We start from the raw sequence: 14,261 nt of genomic DNA on the forward strand, positions 1-14,261 counted from the left end.
CCTTAAAACTTCTGTTTCTTCTCTTCCACCTTCACCCCCTGCGTAGGCAATCCGGTGTCGTAGTCACGTACCACTGGCGAGTAACCATCCTCCGGGCGTGGGCGGAAAGCCCCCATCCAGCGCGGGGCGGCATCCGGGCGCCACGGGCGGCAAGCCCATTGATACGTACGGAACGGATCGCGGATTTTATCCATGTAATCCAGCAACGCGTCGTGCATCTGATTGCGCTGCTCAGCATAGCGCGGCAAGTCGATCAGGTTATGCATCTCATCCGGGTCGTTGCGGCGATCGTAGAGTTCATCCGTGGTGAATAAGTTCAGCACAAGCTTGAACGCATCCGTTACCCAGCAGCGTACCGGAATAAAGCCGCCGAAGCTGTCATGTTCTATCTCGTAACGGTTAAATTCCACCATCACACCGCGCTGCGCGTCTGCCGTCAGAATATTGTCACCAGGCAGGATGTCAGGTTTAGGTATCCCCGCCAGCGCCATCATGGTCGGCAGCAGATCGATATGGCTGACCGGCGTATCAACTTGCTTCGGCGCACCCTGTGGCGGACGCATAATCAGTGGGATGCGGGTAATGTCGTCGTACATTGCCGCCCCTTTGCTGATAAGCCTGTGCGCCCCCATCATCTCACCGTGATCGGAGGTATAAATCACCCACGTGTTCTCACGCTGCTCGGGTGTGAGGGCGTTAATAACGCGGCCAATCTGGTCATCCACAAAATCATTGCAGGCAAAATAGAGCGGATGATGGTAATAACGGCTTCCCTCTGCCACTGGGGACGGCATGGCCTGTGACCACAGCCGATGATGAACCGGTTTATCCGCCAGTGTGTCCAGCGCTTTTTCGCCTAAATCGTAGTAAAACTCCTGATATTTCTCGAGATAATCGACTGGACAAATGAAAGGATGATGCGGCTCATCATAGGACACTACCATCAAAAATGGTTCATCCTCAGCGTGTGGACGCTGTAGAAAATCGACCGCGCGATTGCTGATACGGTACGCCCAGGTAAAGGTTTCATCGATATTGTTGGCCTGCAACTCCTCTGCGCTGTTGAGCCCGTTGCGCCACAGGGTGATCTGCTCTTCAGTGAGTTCCGCCAGATAGTTTGCGCCATCGAACCAAAACTCGTCATTCCATTCGGGAGGGCAAACGCCGGTGCCGAAATAGTCATGACCATCAAGATGCCATTTGCCGATGTAGCAGGTTTGATAACCCGCATCCTTGAAGTAGCGTCCCATCGTTGAGATGTTCTTGCCTGGTGCAACATTGTTAGTCCACGGCCCGGACTGGTTAGCGTAGATCCCTGTGAACAGCCCCGCACGTGCGGGGGTGCAAACAGGGGAGCAGGTGTAGGCAGCATTGAAGCGAATCCCCTCCTCTGCAAGCTGGTCAATATGGTTGGTGTTCAGGGGTTTACCACTATAACAACCCACCATATTTGTGGCCTGAGTGTCGGTCATGATGAACAGAAAATTCGGGCGTTTCATGGTTTTTCCTTAACGTCGGAAACATAAACAAGCGAAGGATTACGACGCTGACGAATGGCATCGATAATGAGATAAATGACGACTGCAGCGGTGATGGCGTAGCTGAGGATAGCGAGCCACTGAGTGGAATACCCCCCAAATTGCGCAAGCCCGGCGTAGACGCCAATCATGGCGAAGAGAATACCCACCGAAGCAATTTTCGCGTTACGCCAGGGTGACATGTCCACGGCAAACGCGTCATGAAAGGTAAATGGCGTATCGCGTGGCTTGAGCCAGCCGATAGCCAACATTACCGCCACGTTGATACAAAACGTGCAGGCCAGGACATAGAGAAAGTGAAAATCGAATTGCACCAGGTAATTAATCACGATGTAGCTGCAAATGCCGATAAACAGCGCCACCTTCGCGGCAAGAGCGGGAATCCGCGGGAAGAAAAAGCCCATGATGATGATGGTCACCAGCGGAACGTTATAGATACCGTTTAGCTGTTTCATCCATGAATAGAGTCCCTGGGGCGCATTGGCAATCCACGGAGCGACAAGGACAGACACCACGGCGATAAACAGGCCAAAACGACGCCCCACCTGCACCAGCCTGTCCGGCGTCGCATCAGGGTTCAGGATGCGACGATAAATTCCCATACTAAAGAGCGTGCTGGCACTATTCAGGAACCCGTTGAACGTACTGATAACTGCACCAAATAAAACGGCACCAAAAAAACCCACCAACGGTGTCGGTAGGACTTTGTTGACCAGGGCAGGATAGGCCATGTCCGCACTCGGCAGATCGCTGTACAGGTGGAACGCAATCAGGCCAGGAAGCACCAGAATCAGAGGGTCGAGCATTTTTAACACGGCGGTTAATAAGGCCCCTTTTTGTCCCTCGGCGAGACTTTTCGATGCCAGCGTTCGTTGCACGATGCCCTGATTCGTACACCAGTAAAAAGTGTTCACCAGAATCAAGCCCGTAAACGCTGCGCCGATGGGCAGCGGGTCGGCGCTTGCGCCAATGGAATTTAACTTTTCGGCGTGAACGGTGGTCAGACGTTCAATCCCCTGTAAAAAACTGCCATCCCCCATCACAATCAGACCAAATACGGGCACCAGCAGACCGCCGATGACCAGACCAATGCCGTTAATGGAGTCCGCGATCGCCATGGCGCGCATTCCTCCTATAACGGCATACACAATCCCGGCCAGCCCCAAAAGAATGACCAGCAACCAGATGGCTGCTCCCTGCGAAAGACCAAGCGCATCGCCGACGTGAAACAGGCTATTCAACGCCAGCGCGCCGGAGTAGAGCACAATCGGCAGGAAGCAGACGCCCGTCGCGATAAGAAAACAGAAATCAATAATGATGCGCGTCGTTTTGTCGTAACGCTCTTCCAGAAAATCGGGAATAGTAGCGATGCCACGCTGCAAATACTTCGGCAGGAAAATCAGTGCCAGAAAAATCAACGTAACCGCTGACGTGACCTCCCAGCCCATGACCGACATGCCGCTTTTGTATGCCTGGCCAGACAGGCCCACCAGTTGCTCTGTAGACAGGTTGGTCAGCATCAGCGAAGCGGCAATCACTGGCGCTTTCAGCGACCGGCCCGCCAGAAAGTATCCTTGCTGCGAAGCGGTATCCACTTTACGTATCTTCCACCAGGTGATAAACGCCACCAGCAGCGTAAAGGCAATAAAGCTCACAATTTGCTGAATATTCATCTTGTTGCCCTTATTTATGATTATGCCCCGGCAGTTCGCTGTACAGAGGAATTTAACGCACCGGGCCAGGCTATTCGATATCTTAAAATACAAGACTGGTTTCCCCATCGCGGTAATTCTCTGATAAATTCCGCTTCAGGTTGTGGGCATAGTTTGCTGACGGGAAATTAAAATGAATGGAAAAATTCAAATTTCGCATGTAAAAAACGAAACCACGTACAATATTCCCTTGGTTCTTGATGAAAGTGTGATCTCAAGCGGAATTTCACTGATCTCACTCTGGCATACGCTGGCCGACGAGAGCTACCGCGTTATCTGGCCTCAGGATAAGAAAAAACCGCTGATTGCTAACTCCTGGGTGGCGGTTTATACCGTGCAAGGGTGCGGGATAATCCAGCTCAAAGATAATTCTGAAATTATGCTTAATGGAAATAATGTTATATTCTTAAAACCTACCGATATCATGTCGTACTACTGTGACGGTCTTATCTGGGAACAATACTGGATGGAATTCATCCCCACAAATATAATGGAAATCCCTATATTACAAACTGGCATAATTTATAATGGCGAGGAGTATAATAAAGAACTTTCAGAAGTTGCTGAATTACTCGCTTTGCGATCCTCTATAAAAAATAATTTAGCCGTTGCGTTTCTCACAAAAATTATTTATCAGTGGATTTGTCTTATTTCCGAAAATGGCAGGAAAGATCGGGAACTGCTGCGTCTGGAAAACCTGTTGGCCGAGTTGCACGCCAGTGTGCAAAAGCGCTGGAGCGTTACAGAAATGGCACAACGGATGCAGTGCAGCGAGCCCTGGCTGCGGCGGATCTTTTTACGCTACACGGGAAAAACGCCGAAAGAATATTATCTGGATGCACGTCTTGAACTGGCCCAATCGCTGCTGCGCCAGGAAGGGAATACGGTGAACAAGGTGGCTGACATGCTCAACTTCTTTGATTCGTTTCACTTTAGTAAAGCGTTCAAGAAGAGGTTTGGCTATGCGCCCTCGGCGGTGCGTAAGGTTAAGGACCGGCAACTTAACGATGCCGGTCAGGACGATTAGTACAGTTCTGGCCAATATTCTTTATTGGCCTCGATCAGGTCATCCAGAATAGCTTTCGCAACGGAGGCACTTGGCACGGTTTTCGACAGGGTAATCGCCTGCCAGAGTTTCTGGTATGAGCGCTGCTCCCAGGCATCCACCACCAGTTTTTCCACCGCCACCTGCTGGCTCATCAATCCTTTCTGGAAGTGCGGAATATCGCCCACGGTCAGTGGTTCCGGCCCGTTGTGGCCCACCAGGCACGGAATTTCCACCATCGCGTCGGCATCAAAGTTATGGATGGCCCCATTATTCGGCACAATCAGCAGCATGCGCTCCTGGGTGTTGAAGGCAATCGCGGTGGCAAGATCGACGATGTACGACGCATGTTCGTCGATTTCCAGCTCACCGGCGGCGGAGTTACCGGCTTCGATAATCGCCCGGCAAGAGCTGAACACGTGCTTCTCGCGGTGATCCATGACTTCATTGGCGCGGGTGCGTTCCGGGTTGGAGTGCGCGACCACGTAGTCCGGGAACAGGTAATATTTCAGGTAGGTGTTCGGCATGGTGTCCGGATCCAGCGCCTGCACATCTTTTGCTTTGGCAAAGGTATCGTTCCAGCTCGCTTCGGTATGCGCATCTTCCGAAGGCGGGACATAGCCGTTTTTCGCAACGTATTCGCGCAGTTTCGGCATCAGATCGTTGCCGTTCAGATCTTCAATCGACGTCCACCAGCCGAAGTGGTTCAGGCCGTAGTAGCGCACGCGCATCTCTTTGCGGTCCTTCAGGCCAACAATCTGCGCCATGCGCCCTTCAATGCCGATCGGCATATCGCAGATATTGAGGATTTTGGCGTTCGGACGCAGACGGCGGGTAGCTTCCGCCACAATCGCCGCCGGGTTGGAGTAGTTCAGCATCCAGGCGTTCGGGGAGTACTGCTCCATATAATCCACCAGTTCCAGCACACCGCCGATAGAGCGCATGCCGTAAGAGATCCCACCCGGGCCGCAGGTTTCCTGGCCCAGCACGCCGTGGCGCAGCGGGATTTTCTCGTCTTTTTCACGCATTGGGTATTTGCCCACGCGGATATGCGCCATCACGAAATCGACATCGGTAAAGGCGGCTTTTGGATCGGTGGTGTAGCTGAATTCAATTTCCGGAGCCTGTTCTTTAAGGATGATTTTGCACGCTTCGGCGATGGTCTCCTGACGTGCGCCGTCGTTGTCATAGAACTTCAGCGCGCGCAGCGGGAAACGGTCACGGTTGGCTAACAACATCAGGACGATACCAGGCGTGAAAGTGCTACCGCCGCCTGCAATGACAACTGAGAATTTTTTCATGATATAGCCTCTGTCAGGGTGGTTTGTTCATTCGTTAAAGGGGTTTTCATCAGTGATTCCAGCTGGTCACGCACCTGAGGAACATGCAGACCGACAATCACCTGAATACCGTTGCCGCGCCGGACGACACCGTGTGCGCCCAGGGCTTTGAAGACGTCATCACTTTGGGTTTTCGCCATATCCACCAGCGCGATACGTAAGCGGGTGGCGCAGTTGTTAATGCTTTCGATATTGGCCGCGCCGCCGAGTGCCTGTAAGAATCCGGCGGCTTGTCCAACCTGCTGGCTGGCCGCCGCCGGGGCGGTGGTTTGCTCGCGCGCGGCCTTATAGTCAGCCTTGCTGTAGAGTTTGATTTCACTCTCTTCCCGGCCAGGTGTTTTGAGGTTCAGACGCTCAATCAGCGTTTTGAAGACCACGAAGTAGATACCGGTGAAGCAGACGCCGATACCGATTTGGGTGAACATCATTGAGGCGTGGTTATGGAACATTGGGATCCAGTTTTGCGGCAGGAACTGGTCCAGCATGCCGCCGCCCATATTGCCTACCACGCCAAAGATGTACATCACCGTTGCCATCGTCGCGGCCAGTACGGCGTGGACGGCAAACAGCAGCGGCGAAATAAACAGGAAGGTGAATTCGAGTGGCTCGGTAATCCCCACCAGTACGGCGGTGAGCGTGGCCGGGATCAGCAAACCCGCTACCTTGACGCGGTTTTCCGGCGACGCGGTGTACCACAGCGCCAGCGCAATCCCGACAGAGCCAAACACCTTTGAGTTGCCGTGCAGCGCGAAACCGCCTTCCGGGAACAGGGTTTTCAGCGGCAGCGTGCTCTGGCTGAACTCCTGCAGATGCTGCGCCCAGTAGACCTGAATCCCGCCTTCCACTGCCGCAGGGCCGAAAATAAACGGACCGTAGACAAAGTGATGCAATCCGGTTGGGATCAGAATGCGTTCCAGGAAGGTATAAACCCAGACACCCAATGCACCGGCAGATCGTAAGAAGGCCTGCAGAGATTCAATGCCCATTTGCACTTTCGGCCAGCCCAGCAGCGTCAGCCAGGCGCAGGGGATCATAACGAAGAATGCGAGGATAACGACGAACGACGTACCCTGGAAAATCCCCAGAAAAACCGGCAGCGGCTTGTCGAAATAGCGGTTATGGATCGCGGTGACGATGCCCGAAATCACAATCGCCCCAATAATGCTGGTATCCAGCGTTTTGATGCCCGCAATCATCGCCAGCCCACTTCCGGCCGTCGGTTCGGCGGAGAAATCGACGCCAAAGAAATGACCCCAGGTCATCCCCATCGCATTGATAAAGTAGTTCCAGGTCAGGAAGCTAATCAGCACCGCCAGACAGGCACGGCCCTGCGCCTGCTTCGCCAGACCAATCGGCAGGCCGACGGCAAAAATCAGCGGCATATTGCGAAACACCGCCCAGCCGCCCTCTTCAATGATGTGAACGATCTGCGCGAAAAGATTATCCGGAGCGGTTAAAGCCTCGCCCACAAACAGCGGGTTGCGAAGCATGATGGCGATTCCCACCACTATCCCGGCGAACGGAAACAGCAACACCGGGGTAAACATGGCACCGCCAAAACGTTGTATTTGACTGAGCATTTTTAAATCCTCACGTAACAACCTGTAGGGGGTAGAGGCCTTTATGGTTTTTTACTGGCCTGAGGTGAGCATAAGAACTTACTGATGCGCGAACATGGCGTGCCGCTGCGATTCGTGATCGCATTCATGGTTTTATTTTGACCAGTCAGGTCTACTTTTCGTTATAAATATGGACATGTCAGGACACAATCCACCTCCAGACAAGGGCAGAGAGGTCTACTGGTGATCTACAAATCTATTGCTGACAGATTACGGCTGCGGCTGAATTCGTCGGACTACAACATCGGCAGCCCGCTTCCTGGTGAAAAGGCGTTGGCGCATGAATTCGGCGTGGCGCGGATGACCATTCGAAAGGCACTGGACCTGCTGGTCAGTTGGGGGCTGGTGGAGCGGCGCCACGGCAGCGGGACGTTTGTATCGCGAAAAGATGTCCACCACGAAACCACTAACCTGACCGGGCTGGTGGAGGTGCTGCGTCAGCAGGGGAAAGAGGTGCAGAGCAAGGTGTTGCAGTTCGAAGTGATGCCCGCACCGCCCGCCATCGCCAGCCAGCTGCGGATACAAGTGGATGAACGGATCTACTTTTCGCGTCGCGTGCGTTTCGTGGATGGGAAACCCCTGATGCTGGAGGACAGCTTTATGCCCGTGAAGCTGTTTCGCAATCTGTCGCTGGCGCATCTTGAAGGGTCGAAGTTTGATTACATCGAGAAGGAGTGCGGGATCACTATCAGCGGTAATTACGAGAGCCTGACGCCAGTGCTGGCAGATAAACAGCTGGCCGGTTACCTGAACCTGCCGGAACAAACGCCGCTGCTGCGAATTACGTCTCTCTCTTACAGCGACAGCGGCGAGTTCCTCAATTATTCCGTGATGTTCCGTAATACCAGCGATTACCAGGTGGACTACCATCTGCGGCGCATCCACCCGGACGAATTGCTAGCTTATCCCCCAGAACAGCACCGCCAGTAGCTGCGGGGTGATGATGCGCAGGAACATGACCAGCGGGTAGACTGTGGCATAGGACAATGCCGCCGCACCGCTGGTGGCGTGCAGGTTATTGGCAAAAGCCAGTGCGGGTGGGTCCGTCATGGAACCAGCAAGCATGCCGCACAGCGTCAGATAGTTCATTTTAGCGAACATCCGCGCCAGAATGCCCACCGTCAGCAGCGGGATCGCCGTGATAAATATCCCGTAGCCGACCCAACTCATCCCTTCGCCCTTGACCAGGGTATCGACAAAATCTCCGCCGGATTTCAGGCCGACAACGGCCAGGAACAGCACGATGCCGAGCTCGCGCAGCGCCAGGTTGGCACTCGGTGGCATAAACCAGTAGAGCTTACCGATGCAGCCGATACGCCCAAGGATGAGCGCCATAATCAGCGGCCCGCCCGCCAGGCCCAGCTTCAGCGCAACCGGGAAACCCGGCACGTACAGCGGAATGGAGCCCAGCAGCACGCCAAGCCCGATACCGATAAACACGGGCAGCATCTGTACCTGCTGCAGTTTTTGCTGGGCGTTCCCCACCATATCCGCCACAGCATCAATCGAAGACGGCCGCCCGACCAGGTTGAGGATATCCCCAAACTGCAGGCTGGCCTCCGGGCTGGCGACCAACTCGACACCCGCACGGTTAAGACGGGAGATCACCACGTCGTAGCGCTCTTTTACCTGCAGATCGCGTATTTTCTTGCCCAGAACGTGCTCGTTAGTCACCACCACACGTTCCACGCGCATATCGGTGCCACGGGTTGAGAGCGACGTATCCACTTCCTGACCAATCACCAGCCGCGCGTTGTTTAAATCCCCTGGCTGGCCGACCAGATGCAGCAAATCGCCTTGCTGAATGACGGTACCGGGCGCGGGCACCATCAGCATATCGTCACGCTTAAGGCGGGAGCAGATGATATTGGCGCTGTTCAGGATCGGCACATCCTGAATCGCCATGTTGTTCAGATTGGGGTTATCAACCCGAATATTGATGGTTTTGATCGGCATATGGCCGTTAGTGAGGGTGGTTTCGTGGTCCTTCGCCTCTTTGTCGACGTTAATCCGGAACAGGACGCGTACCAGCCACATGGAGAGCAGAATGCCGCAAATCCCAAACGGATAGGCCATGGCGTAGCTCATCCCCATCTGGTCGACAATACCGGGTTCGATACCCAAATCGCGCAGAATTTGCTGCCCCGCACCGAGTGCCGGCGTGTTGGTCACTGCCCCGGAGAAGATACCCAACACCACAGGCAGCGGGATATCAAAGACTTTATGCAGAATAGCGGTAACCAGCCCGCCCATCACCACAATGCCGAGAGCAAACAGGTTAAGCCGTAATCCGGAAACCCGAAGTGAGGCAAAAAAGCCCGGCCCCACCTGAATACCGATGGTATAAACGAAGAGGATCAGACCGAATTCCTGAATAAAGTGGAGCATTTCGGCGCTGAGGACCAGCCCGAGTTTGTCGGCAAAGTGCCCGACAAAAATTCCGCCAAACAGGACCCCGCCAATCCCAAACCCGACGCCACGGATTTTGATATTACCTATCCACAGTCCAACTACAGCGACCAGGGCCAACACGCTAACCGTTAACGCGATATCACTCATGATCCACTTCCTGTGCATAACCTTAGTTATGACGAGGATTCTCTCAGAGCCAGACGTAGTTGTATGGGCGATGGCGCACAAAAAAGCCCTGCCGGAGCAGGGCTTTGTGCAGTCGGTGAGTATTGTCGAGTGGCGGCTACGCCTTACCCGACCTACAGGATCGGCGGGCTTGTTAACTGTTTAACGCAGGCCGCTCGCTAATGGCGATACGCTGTGGCGCGATAGCTTCCGGCACATTACGGGTCAGGTCGATATGCAACAGCCCGTTGGTGAAAGTCGCACCGGAGACTTCCATATGATCGGCCAGGGTAAAGCTCAGGCTAAACGGCTGAGTGACCAATCCCTGATGTAACCATTTGGTCTCGGTTTCTGGTTTTTCCAGCGTACCCTTCACGGTCAGAAGCGTGCCTTCAAGCTGGATATCCAAATCGTCCTGACGGAAACCGGCCAGCGCCAGGGTAATGCGATAGTGGTTATCATCGCTTTTTTCGATATTGTACGGCGGAAATGTCTGTTGCTCGGTGGTGCTTTGCAGGGCGTTAGCCAGTTTGTCAAAACCAATCCACTGACGCAGCAGGGGGGATAAATCGTAGTTACGCATACTAAATCTCCTTCTGAGAAGCGAGTTCGGCACAGTTTAATTTTGTGCGCAGTTATTCCTGCAAATCCCGATGGATTCGCATATGCTCCCATTACGGCAAGCAATTCTGGATGGGCCGCTTAGGCGACCCGCATAATTAGTTAATTTCGATACGACGCGGTTTTTTCTCTTCCGGGATCACGCGTTCCAGTTCGATAAACAGCAGGCCGTTAACCAGGTTCGCGCCTTTAACGTGAATGTTCTCAGCTAACTGGAACTTACGTTCAAAGTTGCGCTCGGCAATGCCCTGGTAAAGGTAGGTACGTTCTTTCTGCTCGGCCGTATGGGAACCTTTCACTACCAGCAGGTTGTCCTGGGCGGTGATCTCCAGTTCGTTTTCTGCAAAACCGGCGACAGCAATCGCGATGCGGTAGTGGTTTTCGTCAACCAGCTCAACATTGTATGGAGGGTAGCCGTTGCTCTGGCTTTGGTTATTTTCTAAATGGTTAAACAGGCGGTCAAAACCAATTGCAGAACGGTATAGCGGAGAAAGATCGAAGTTACGCATAAATAAAACTCCTGAAATCAGCGAGAAAATGTAGCCTTCCACCATGGACAGGCCTTAGTACCCCGAACACCCATCAGGCGTGTTCGTTTTCGTGGTTACATTCTTAAAATGGGTCTGGAACCGGGCTTTTCAAGCACGCCAGCTGCACTTTTTTTTGCACTTTCTTGCATCTCGCTTAGACTGGGACAACAGCACAAAGGGTTAAATTGCGATGACTGCCACAGTGCGGGGTTATCGGGCTATCCATTTTGGTTAAGGCTCGCTATAAACCTGAGTTGCAGGTCTTTGCAGTGCCATTAATGATGACTGAGTGATGATGAAAAATGTTCTGATAAAGCTGACGATGTTCAGCGGGGTAGTTTTACTTTGCGGGTGTTCGAGCGTGATGTCTCACACCGGTGGTAAAGAAGGAACATATCCGGGGACACGTGCCAGTGCGGCGATGATCTCCGATGACGATACAAACTGGGGCACCAAATCCCTGGTTATCCTGGATATGCCGTTTACGGCTGTGGCGGATACGCTTCTGCTGCCGTGGGATATGTTTCGTAAGGACAATTCTGTGCGCTCACGGGTAGAAAAAAGCGAGCAGGAGAATCTGGCGACAAACGCCGTCATTCCGCCCGCTGAATTGCCTCCACGCTAGTGTTGCGCGGTTTCTGTTAACCAAAGCTGACGGAAACCGCCTGTCTCTTCCATCCACGCAATAAAACGTCCGTCCGGGGAAAACACGACCGCATCTGCTGAAGGTGGGTTGCCGTGATCGGACGTCAAAAACGTCACCGCACCATTCTGCGCATCGCAACAGGCGATCCGATTTTCAAGCACGAATCCCAGCATGTTCCCGGAAGGGTGCCAGTTAAACGCTGACTGAATACCACTCGCCGTATGGGTTAACTGGCGCGTCTCGCCACCCTCAGGAGAGATCAGCCACAGCTGCACAATACCGTTATCGTCGCGCATCAGAAACGCGATCTGCGTCCCTTGCGGATTACAGCGAACCCAGTGACGCGGCACGTTCACAAGCCCCGGATACGCCCTTTGATGTGTAAAGGTCAGACGACGCTGCTTAACCCCTGCTGGCGGGGCTGGCAGGGTCTCTGTCGTACCCTGCAGAGGCTCATCGCCCGCCTGCTTCCAGCCCTGTTCGTTCTCAGGCAACTCAACAATAAACAGTTCTGGCACTTTCTCGCCCTGCACTGACAGGGTATCGCCAATAAACGCCAGCCGGTCATTACTCACCCAGCCCTCTTCATAGGCGCGGTTGATGTCATCGCTGCCAGGCTGAGGTGTTGGCGTCGTGCGGCTCACCAGCACGCTCCAGTATGCACCGGTATATTCTCGCGGATGGTTCCCCTGTGGGTTCACCGGGCCAAACGGTGCAGCAACACCCACGTTACGTAAATCGAGTTTCGGATCGCGCTCGTGCAGGACGTGGTCGTTATAGGTAAAGCTAACGAGCTGCCCGTTCGGGCTGAAGACGTGTACGTGGCTGCCGCCGCGCAACGCGCCTGCGGTGTAAGGCGCGGTGATATCCATCGCATCCAGGTTGCTCACCTGGCCATGATGCGCAATCACTCCCTGGCGATGGTGAAAATCATAGTGCCAGTCTGCATCCGGGTGTTTCGGGCCGTGGATAAACACATACTTATCTTCAGCGGGATGAACGGTCACCACGCCGACATGCGCGCCGTCAGTGGCACGATAAATCACCTCAACCTCACCCGTACTGACATTGACTCGCTCAATGGTTTCACCGGTGAACGATGCGCCCGACGGGCGCACATCAAAGACGAGCCACTGGCTGTCCGGCGTCCAGGTATTGATATTGGTCAGCTGGTGATGGCGGGAAGCGAAGGTGATTTGTTTCATGGAGATACCCTGATGCGCAGTTGTCGCATCAGGGTAAAACATCAGCGGGATTTAGCCTACTCGTTTCACATCGCCCACCAGCAGAATGTAGGAGAGCGCACCGATCAGTGCTACCGCGGAGATATAGACCAGCGCCGGGCCAAAGCCGTAATCCTGGGCCAGGTAGCCGATGACCAGCGGTACAGTGATGCCGCCGAGCCCACCGACAAAGTTGAACACGCCACCGGTCAGGCCAATCAGGCGCATTGGCGCCAGGGATGAGACCAGTGACCAGGTGATGGAGGCAAAACCGTTGCCGAAGAACGCCACCGCCATCAGGGTCATAATCCATACCGGATCGTTGGTGTAGTTGGCGCCCATGATGCAGGTGGAAATCAGCAGGCCGCAGATAATCGGCGTCTTACGCGCGACCCCCAGTGAGACACCTTTCTTCACCAGTCTATCCGCCAGCCAGCCCGAGAGCAGTACACCGAAGAATGCCGCAAGGAACGGTACTGTAGTCATAAAGCCAGCTTTCAGCGCAGTGATCCCCTTTTCCTGCGTCAGATAGTTAGGGAACCAGGTCAGGAAGAACCACAGCGTCGAGGTAACCGCGAACTGACCCAGATAAACGCCTACCAGCTTACGATGGAAAACCAGCTTCCAGTCCGCTTTGGTCAGCGGCTGGCGCGCCTCTTTTTTAGCTGGCGCATCGCCGTCTACCAGACCACCGCCGTCGCGGATGTAGTCCAGCTCGGCTTTGGTAATGCTTTTGGTCAGACGCGGTGGCTGGTACACCTTGAACCAGATAAACGACCAGATAATGCCGATCCCGCCGGTGACGATAAATACCCAGTGCCAGCTCAGCAGCTCCTGGATCCAGATCAGCAGCGGCGTCAGGAACGCCAGGCCGACAAACTGCCCGGAAGTGTAAAAACCAACGGCAGAAGCACGCTCATGTTCCGGGAACCAGCTGGTCACCATGCGGTTGTTGGTCGGGAACGCCGGGGCTTCGAAAATCCCGGTGATGGCGCGCAGACCAATTAGCGACATCAGCCCGGTGGCGAACCCCTGGAACAGCGTCGCCACGGACCAGCCGAAAATGGCGATGAAGTAGGTTAAACGAGAACCTACGCGGTCAAGGAACCAGCCACCGGGGATCTGACACAGCGTATAAAGCCAGGCGAACGCCGAAAAGACATAGCCCATTTCCGCTTTGGTGATGCCAAACTCTTCCTGAATATGGGCCGATGCCACGGCAAGGTTGGCGCGGTCGACATAACAAATGACCACGGTGATAAAGATCATAATCAGCGTCAGGTAGCGGCGACGCCCGGTTTTTGTAGCAGTAACTGGAATATCCATCGCAATCTGTCTCCAGATTTTGGGCATAGCGAAGCCGCTCACCATGCCCTGTAATTTACAGAGGGTTATATTTTTTGTAGGTAA

At 54.0% G+C, this 14,261-nt stretch carries 12 protein-coding genes and 1 other annotated feature; of the genes, 3 read left to right on the forward strand and 9 right to left on the reverse strand.

From position 1 onward, the window contains the following. Window positions 1-2: 2 nt before the first annotated feature. Together WB237_RS21885 and WB237_RS21890 are read right to left on the reverse strand one after the other, a co-directional pair. Window positions 3-1,499 carry a sulfatase-like hydrolase/transferase gene (locus WB237_RS21885; RefSeq protein WP_336216385.1) on the reverse strand — a complete coding sequence of 499 codons (1,497 nt, stop codon included), beginning with the start codon at window positions 1,497-1,499 and terminating at the stop codon, window positions 3-5. Further along, window positions 1,496-3,211, reverse strand: coding sequence for a solute:sodium symporter family transporter (locus WB237_RS21890; RefSeq protein ID WP_336216387.1), 1,716 nt, complete (start codon window positions 3,209-3,211; stop codon window positions 1,496-1,498). The genes WB237_RS21885 and WB237_RS21890 overlap by 4 nt, the downstream gene beginning before the upstream one ends. 172 nt (window positions 3,212-3,383) lie before the next feature. Between WB237_RS21890 and WB237_RS21895 the strand changes: the two genes are divergently transcribed. Further along, on the forward strand, window positions 3,384-4,277 hold the full coding sequence (locus tag WB237_RS21895; RefSeq protein WP_336216390.1) for a helix-turn-helix transcriptional regulator: 894 nt from the start codon (window positions 3,384-3,386) through the stop codon (window positions 4,275-4,277). On the opposite strand, the gene WB237_RS21900 is transcribed toward WB237_RS21895, so the two are convergent. After that, a complete protein-coding gene (locus WB237_RS21900) occupies window positions 4,274-5,596 on the reverse strand; it encodes a 6-phospho-alpha-glucosidase (RefSeq protein ID WP_336216392.1) in 1,323 nt (440 codons plus the stop codon). The two genes, WB237_RS21895 and WB237_RS21900, sit on opposite strands and share 4 nt — an antisense overlap. Beyond that, window positions 5,593-7,215 (reverse strand): alpha-glucoside-specific PTS transporter subunit IIBC, encoded by a 1,623-nt coding sequence (locus tag WB237_RS21905; protein ID WP_028017793.1) that lies wholly within the window; start codon window positions 7,213-7,215, stop codon window positions 5,593-5,595. The genes WB237_RS21900 and WB237_RS21905 overlap by 4 nt, the downstream gene beginning before the upstream one ends. Window positions 7,216-7,437: 222 nt before the next feature. Between WB237_RS21905 and WB237_RS21910 the strand changes: the two genes are divergently transcribed. Next, window positions 7,438-8,184 carry a GntR family transcriptional regulator gene (locus tag WB237_RS21910; protein WP_336216394.1) on the forward strand — a complete coding sequence of 249 codons (747 nt, stop codon included), beginning with the start codon at window positions 7,438-7,440 and terminating at the stop codon, window positions 8,182-8,184. Here the strand turns inward: WB237_RS21910 and WB237_RS21915 are convergent. The 3 genes from WB237_RS21915 to ibpA form a co-directional block, all read right to left on the reverse strand. Continuing rightward, window positions 8,152-9,813, reverse strand: a complete 1,662-nt coding sequence (locus WB237_RS21915; protein ID WP_129324376.1) for a putative transporter — start codon at window positions 9,811-9,813, stop codon at window positions 8,152-8,154. The genes WB237_RS21910 and WB237_RS21915 overlap by 33 nt on opposite strands. A gap of 172 nt (window positions 9,814-9,985) precedes the next feature. Then, window positions 9,986-10,414, reverse strand: a complete 429-nt coding sequence (gene ibpB / locus WB237_RS21920; RefSeq protein ID WP_336216399.1) for a small heat shock chaperone IbpB — start codon at window positions 10,412-10,414, stop codon at window positions 9,986-9,988. A gap of 136 nt (window positions 10,415-10,550) precedes the next feature. Further along, window positions 10,551-10,961, reverse strand: coding sequence for a small heat shock chaperone IbpA (gene ibpA, locus WB237_RS21925; RefSeq protein ID WP_008500162.1), 411 nt, complete (start codon window positions 10,959-10,961; stop codon window positions 10,551-10,553). Continuing rightward, window positions 10,955-11,027 (reverse strand) — a sequence feature (ROSE (Repression Of Heat Shock gene Expression) occurs in the 5'-region of heat shock genes and acts as an RNA thermometer to modulate expression.). (Overlaps the previous gene by 7 nt.) A 247-nt stretch (window positions 11,028-11,274) precedes the next feature. Here ibpA and WB237_RS21930 point away from each other — a divergent pair. Then, a complete protein-coding gene (locus WB237_RS21930) occupies window positions 11,275-11,607 on the forward strand; it encodes a YceK/YidQ family lipoprotein (RefSeq protein ID WP_336216404.1) in 333 nt (110 codons plus the stop codon). On the opposite strand, the gene WB237_RS21935 is transcribed toward WB237_RS21930, so the two are convergent. Both WB237_RS21935 and WB237_RS21940 read right to left on the reverse strand, forming a co-directional pair. Next, entirely contained in the window at window positions 11,604-12,833 is a 1,230-nt protein-coding gene (locus WB237_RS21935; protein WP_336216406.1) for a DUF3748 domain-containing protein, read from the reverse strand. The genes WB237_RS21930 and WB237_RS21935 overlap by 4 nt on opposite strands. 51 nt (window positions 12,834-12,884) lie before the next feature. Beyond that, window positions 12,885-14,222, reverse strand: coding sequence for an MFS transporter (locus WB237_RS21940; protein WP_128348472.1), 1,338 nt, complete (start codon window positions 14,220-14,222; stop codon window positions 12,885-12,887). Between the last annotated feature and the right edge of the window lie 39 nt (window positions 14,223-14,261).

The sequence above is a fragment of the Enterobacter sp. P82 genome (assembly GCF_037053385.1).
In the GTDB taxonomy this organism is placed as follows: domain Bacteria; phylum Pseudomonadota; class Gammaproteobacteria; order Enterobacterales; family Enterobacteriaceae; genus Enterobacter.

Excerpts from the sequence above, each read along its gene's own strand:
- WB237_RS21885 (WP_336216385.1), bottom strand. The coding sequence starts at position 1,499 with ATGAAACGCCCGAATTTTCTGTTCATCATGACCGACACTCAGGCCACA.
- WB237_RS21890 (WP_336216387.1), bottom strand. The coding sequence starts at position 3,211 with ATGAATATTCAGCAAATTGTGAGCTTTATTGCCTTTACGCTGCTGGTG.
- WB237_RS21895 (WP_336216390.1), top strand. The coding sequence starts at position 3,384 with ATGAATGGAAAAATTCAAATTTCGCATGTAAAAAACGAAACCACGTAC.
- WB237_RS21900 (WP_336216392.1), bottom strand. The coding sequence starts at position 5,596 with ATGAAAAAATTCTCAGTTGTCATTGCAGGCGGCGGTAGCACTTTCACG.
- WB237_RS21905 (WP_028017793.1), bottom strand. The coding sequence starts at position 7,215 with ATGCTCAGTCAAATACAACGTTTTGGCGGTGCCATGTTTACCCCGGTG.
- WB237_RS21915 (WP_129324376.1), bottom strand. The coding sequence starts at position 9,813 with ATGAGTGATATCGCGTTAACGGTTAGCGTGTTGGCCCTGGTCGCTGTA.
- ibpB (WP_336216399.1), bottom strand. The coding sequence starts at position 10,414 with ATGCGTAACTACGATTTATCCCCCCTGCTGCGTCAGTGGATTGGTTTT.
- ibpA (WP_008500162.1), bottom strand. The coding sequence starts at position 10,961 with ATGCGTAACTTCGATCTTTCTCCGCTATACCGTTCTGCAATTGGTTTT.
- WB237_RS21930 (WP_336216404.1), top strand. The coding sequence starts at position 11,275 with ATGATGAAAAATGTTCTGATAAAGCTGACGATGTTCAGCGGGGTAGTT.
- WB237_RS21935 (WP_336216406.1), bottom strand. The coding sequence starts at position 12,833 with ATGAAACAAATCACCTTCGCTTCCCGCCATCACCAGCTGACCAATATC.
- WB237_RS21940 (WP_128348472.1), bottom strand. The coding sequence starts at position 14,222 with ATGGTGAGCGGCTTCGCTATGCCCAAAATCTGGAGACAGATTGCGATG.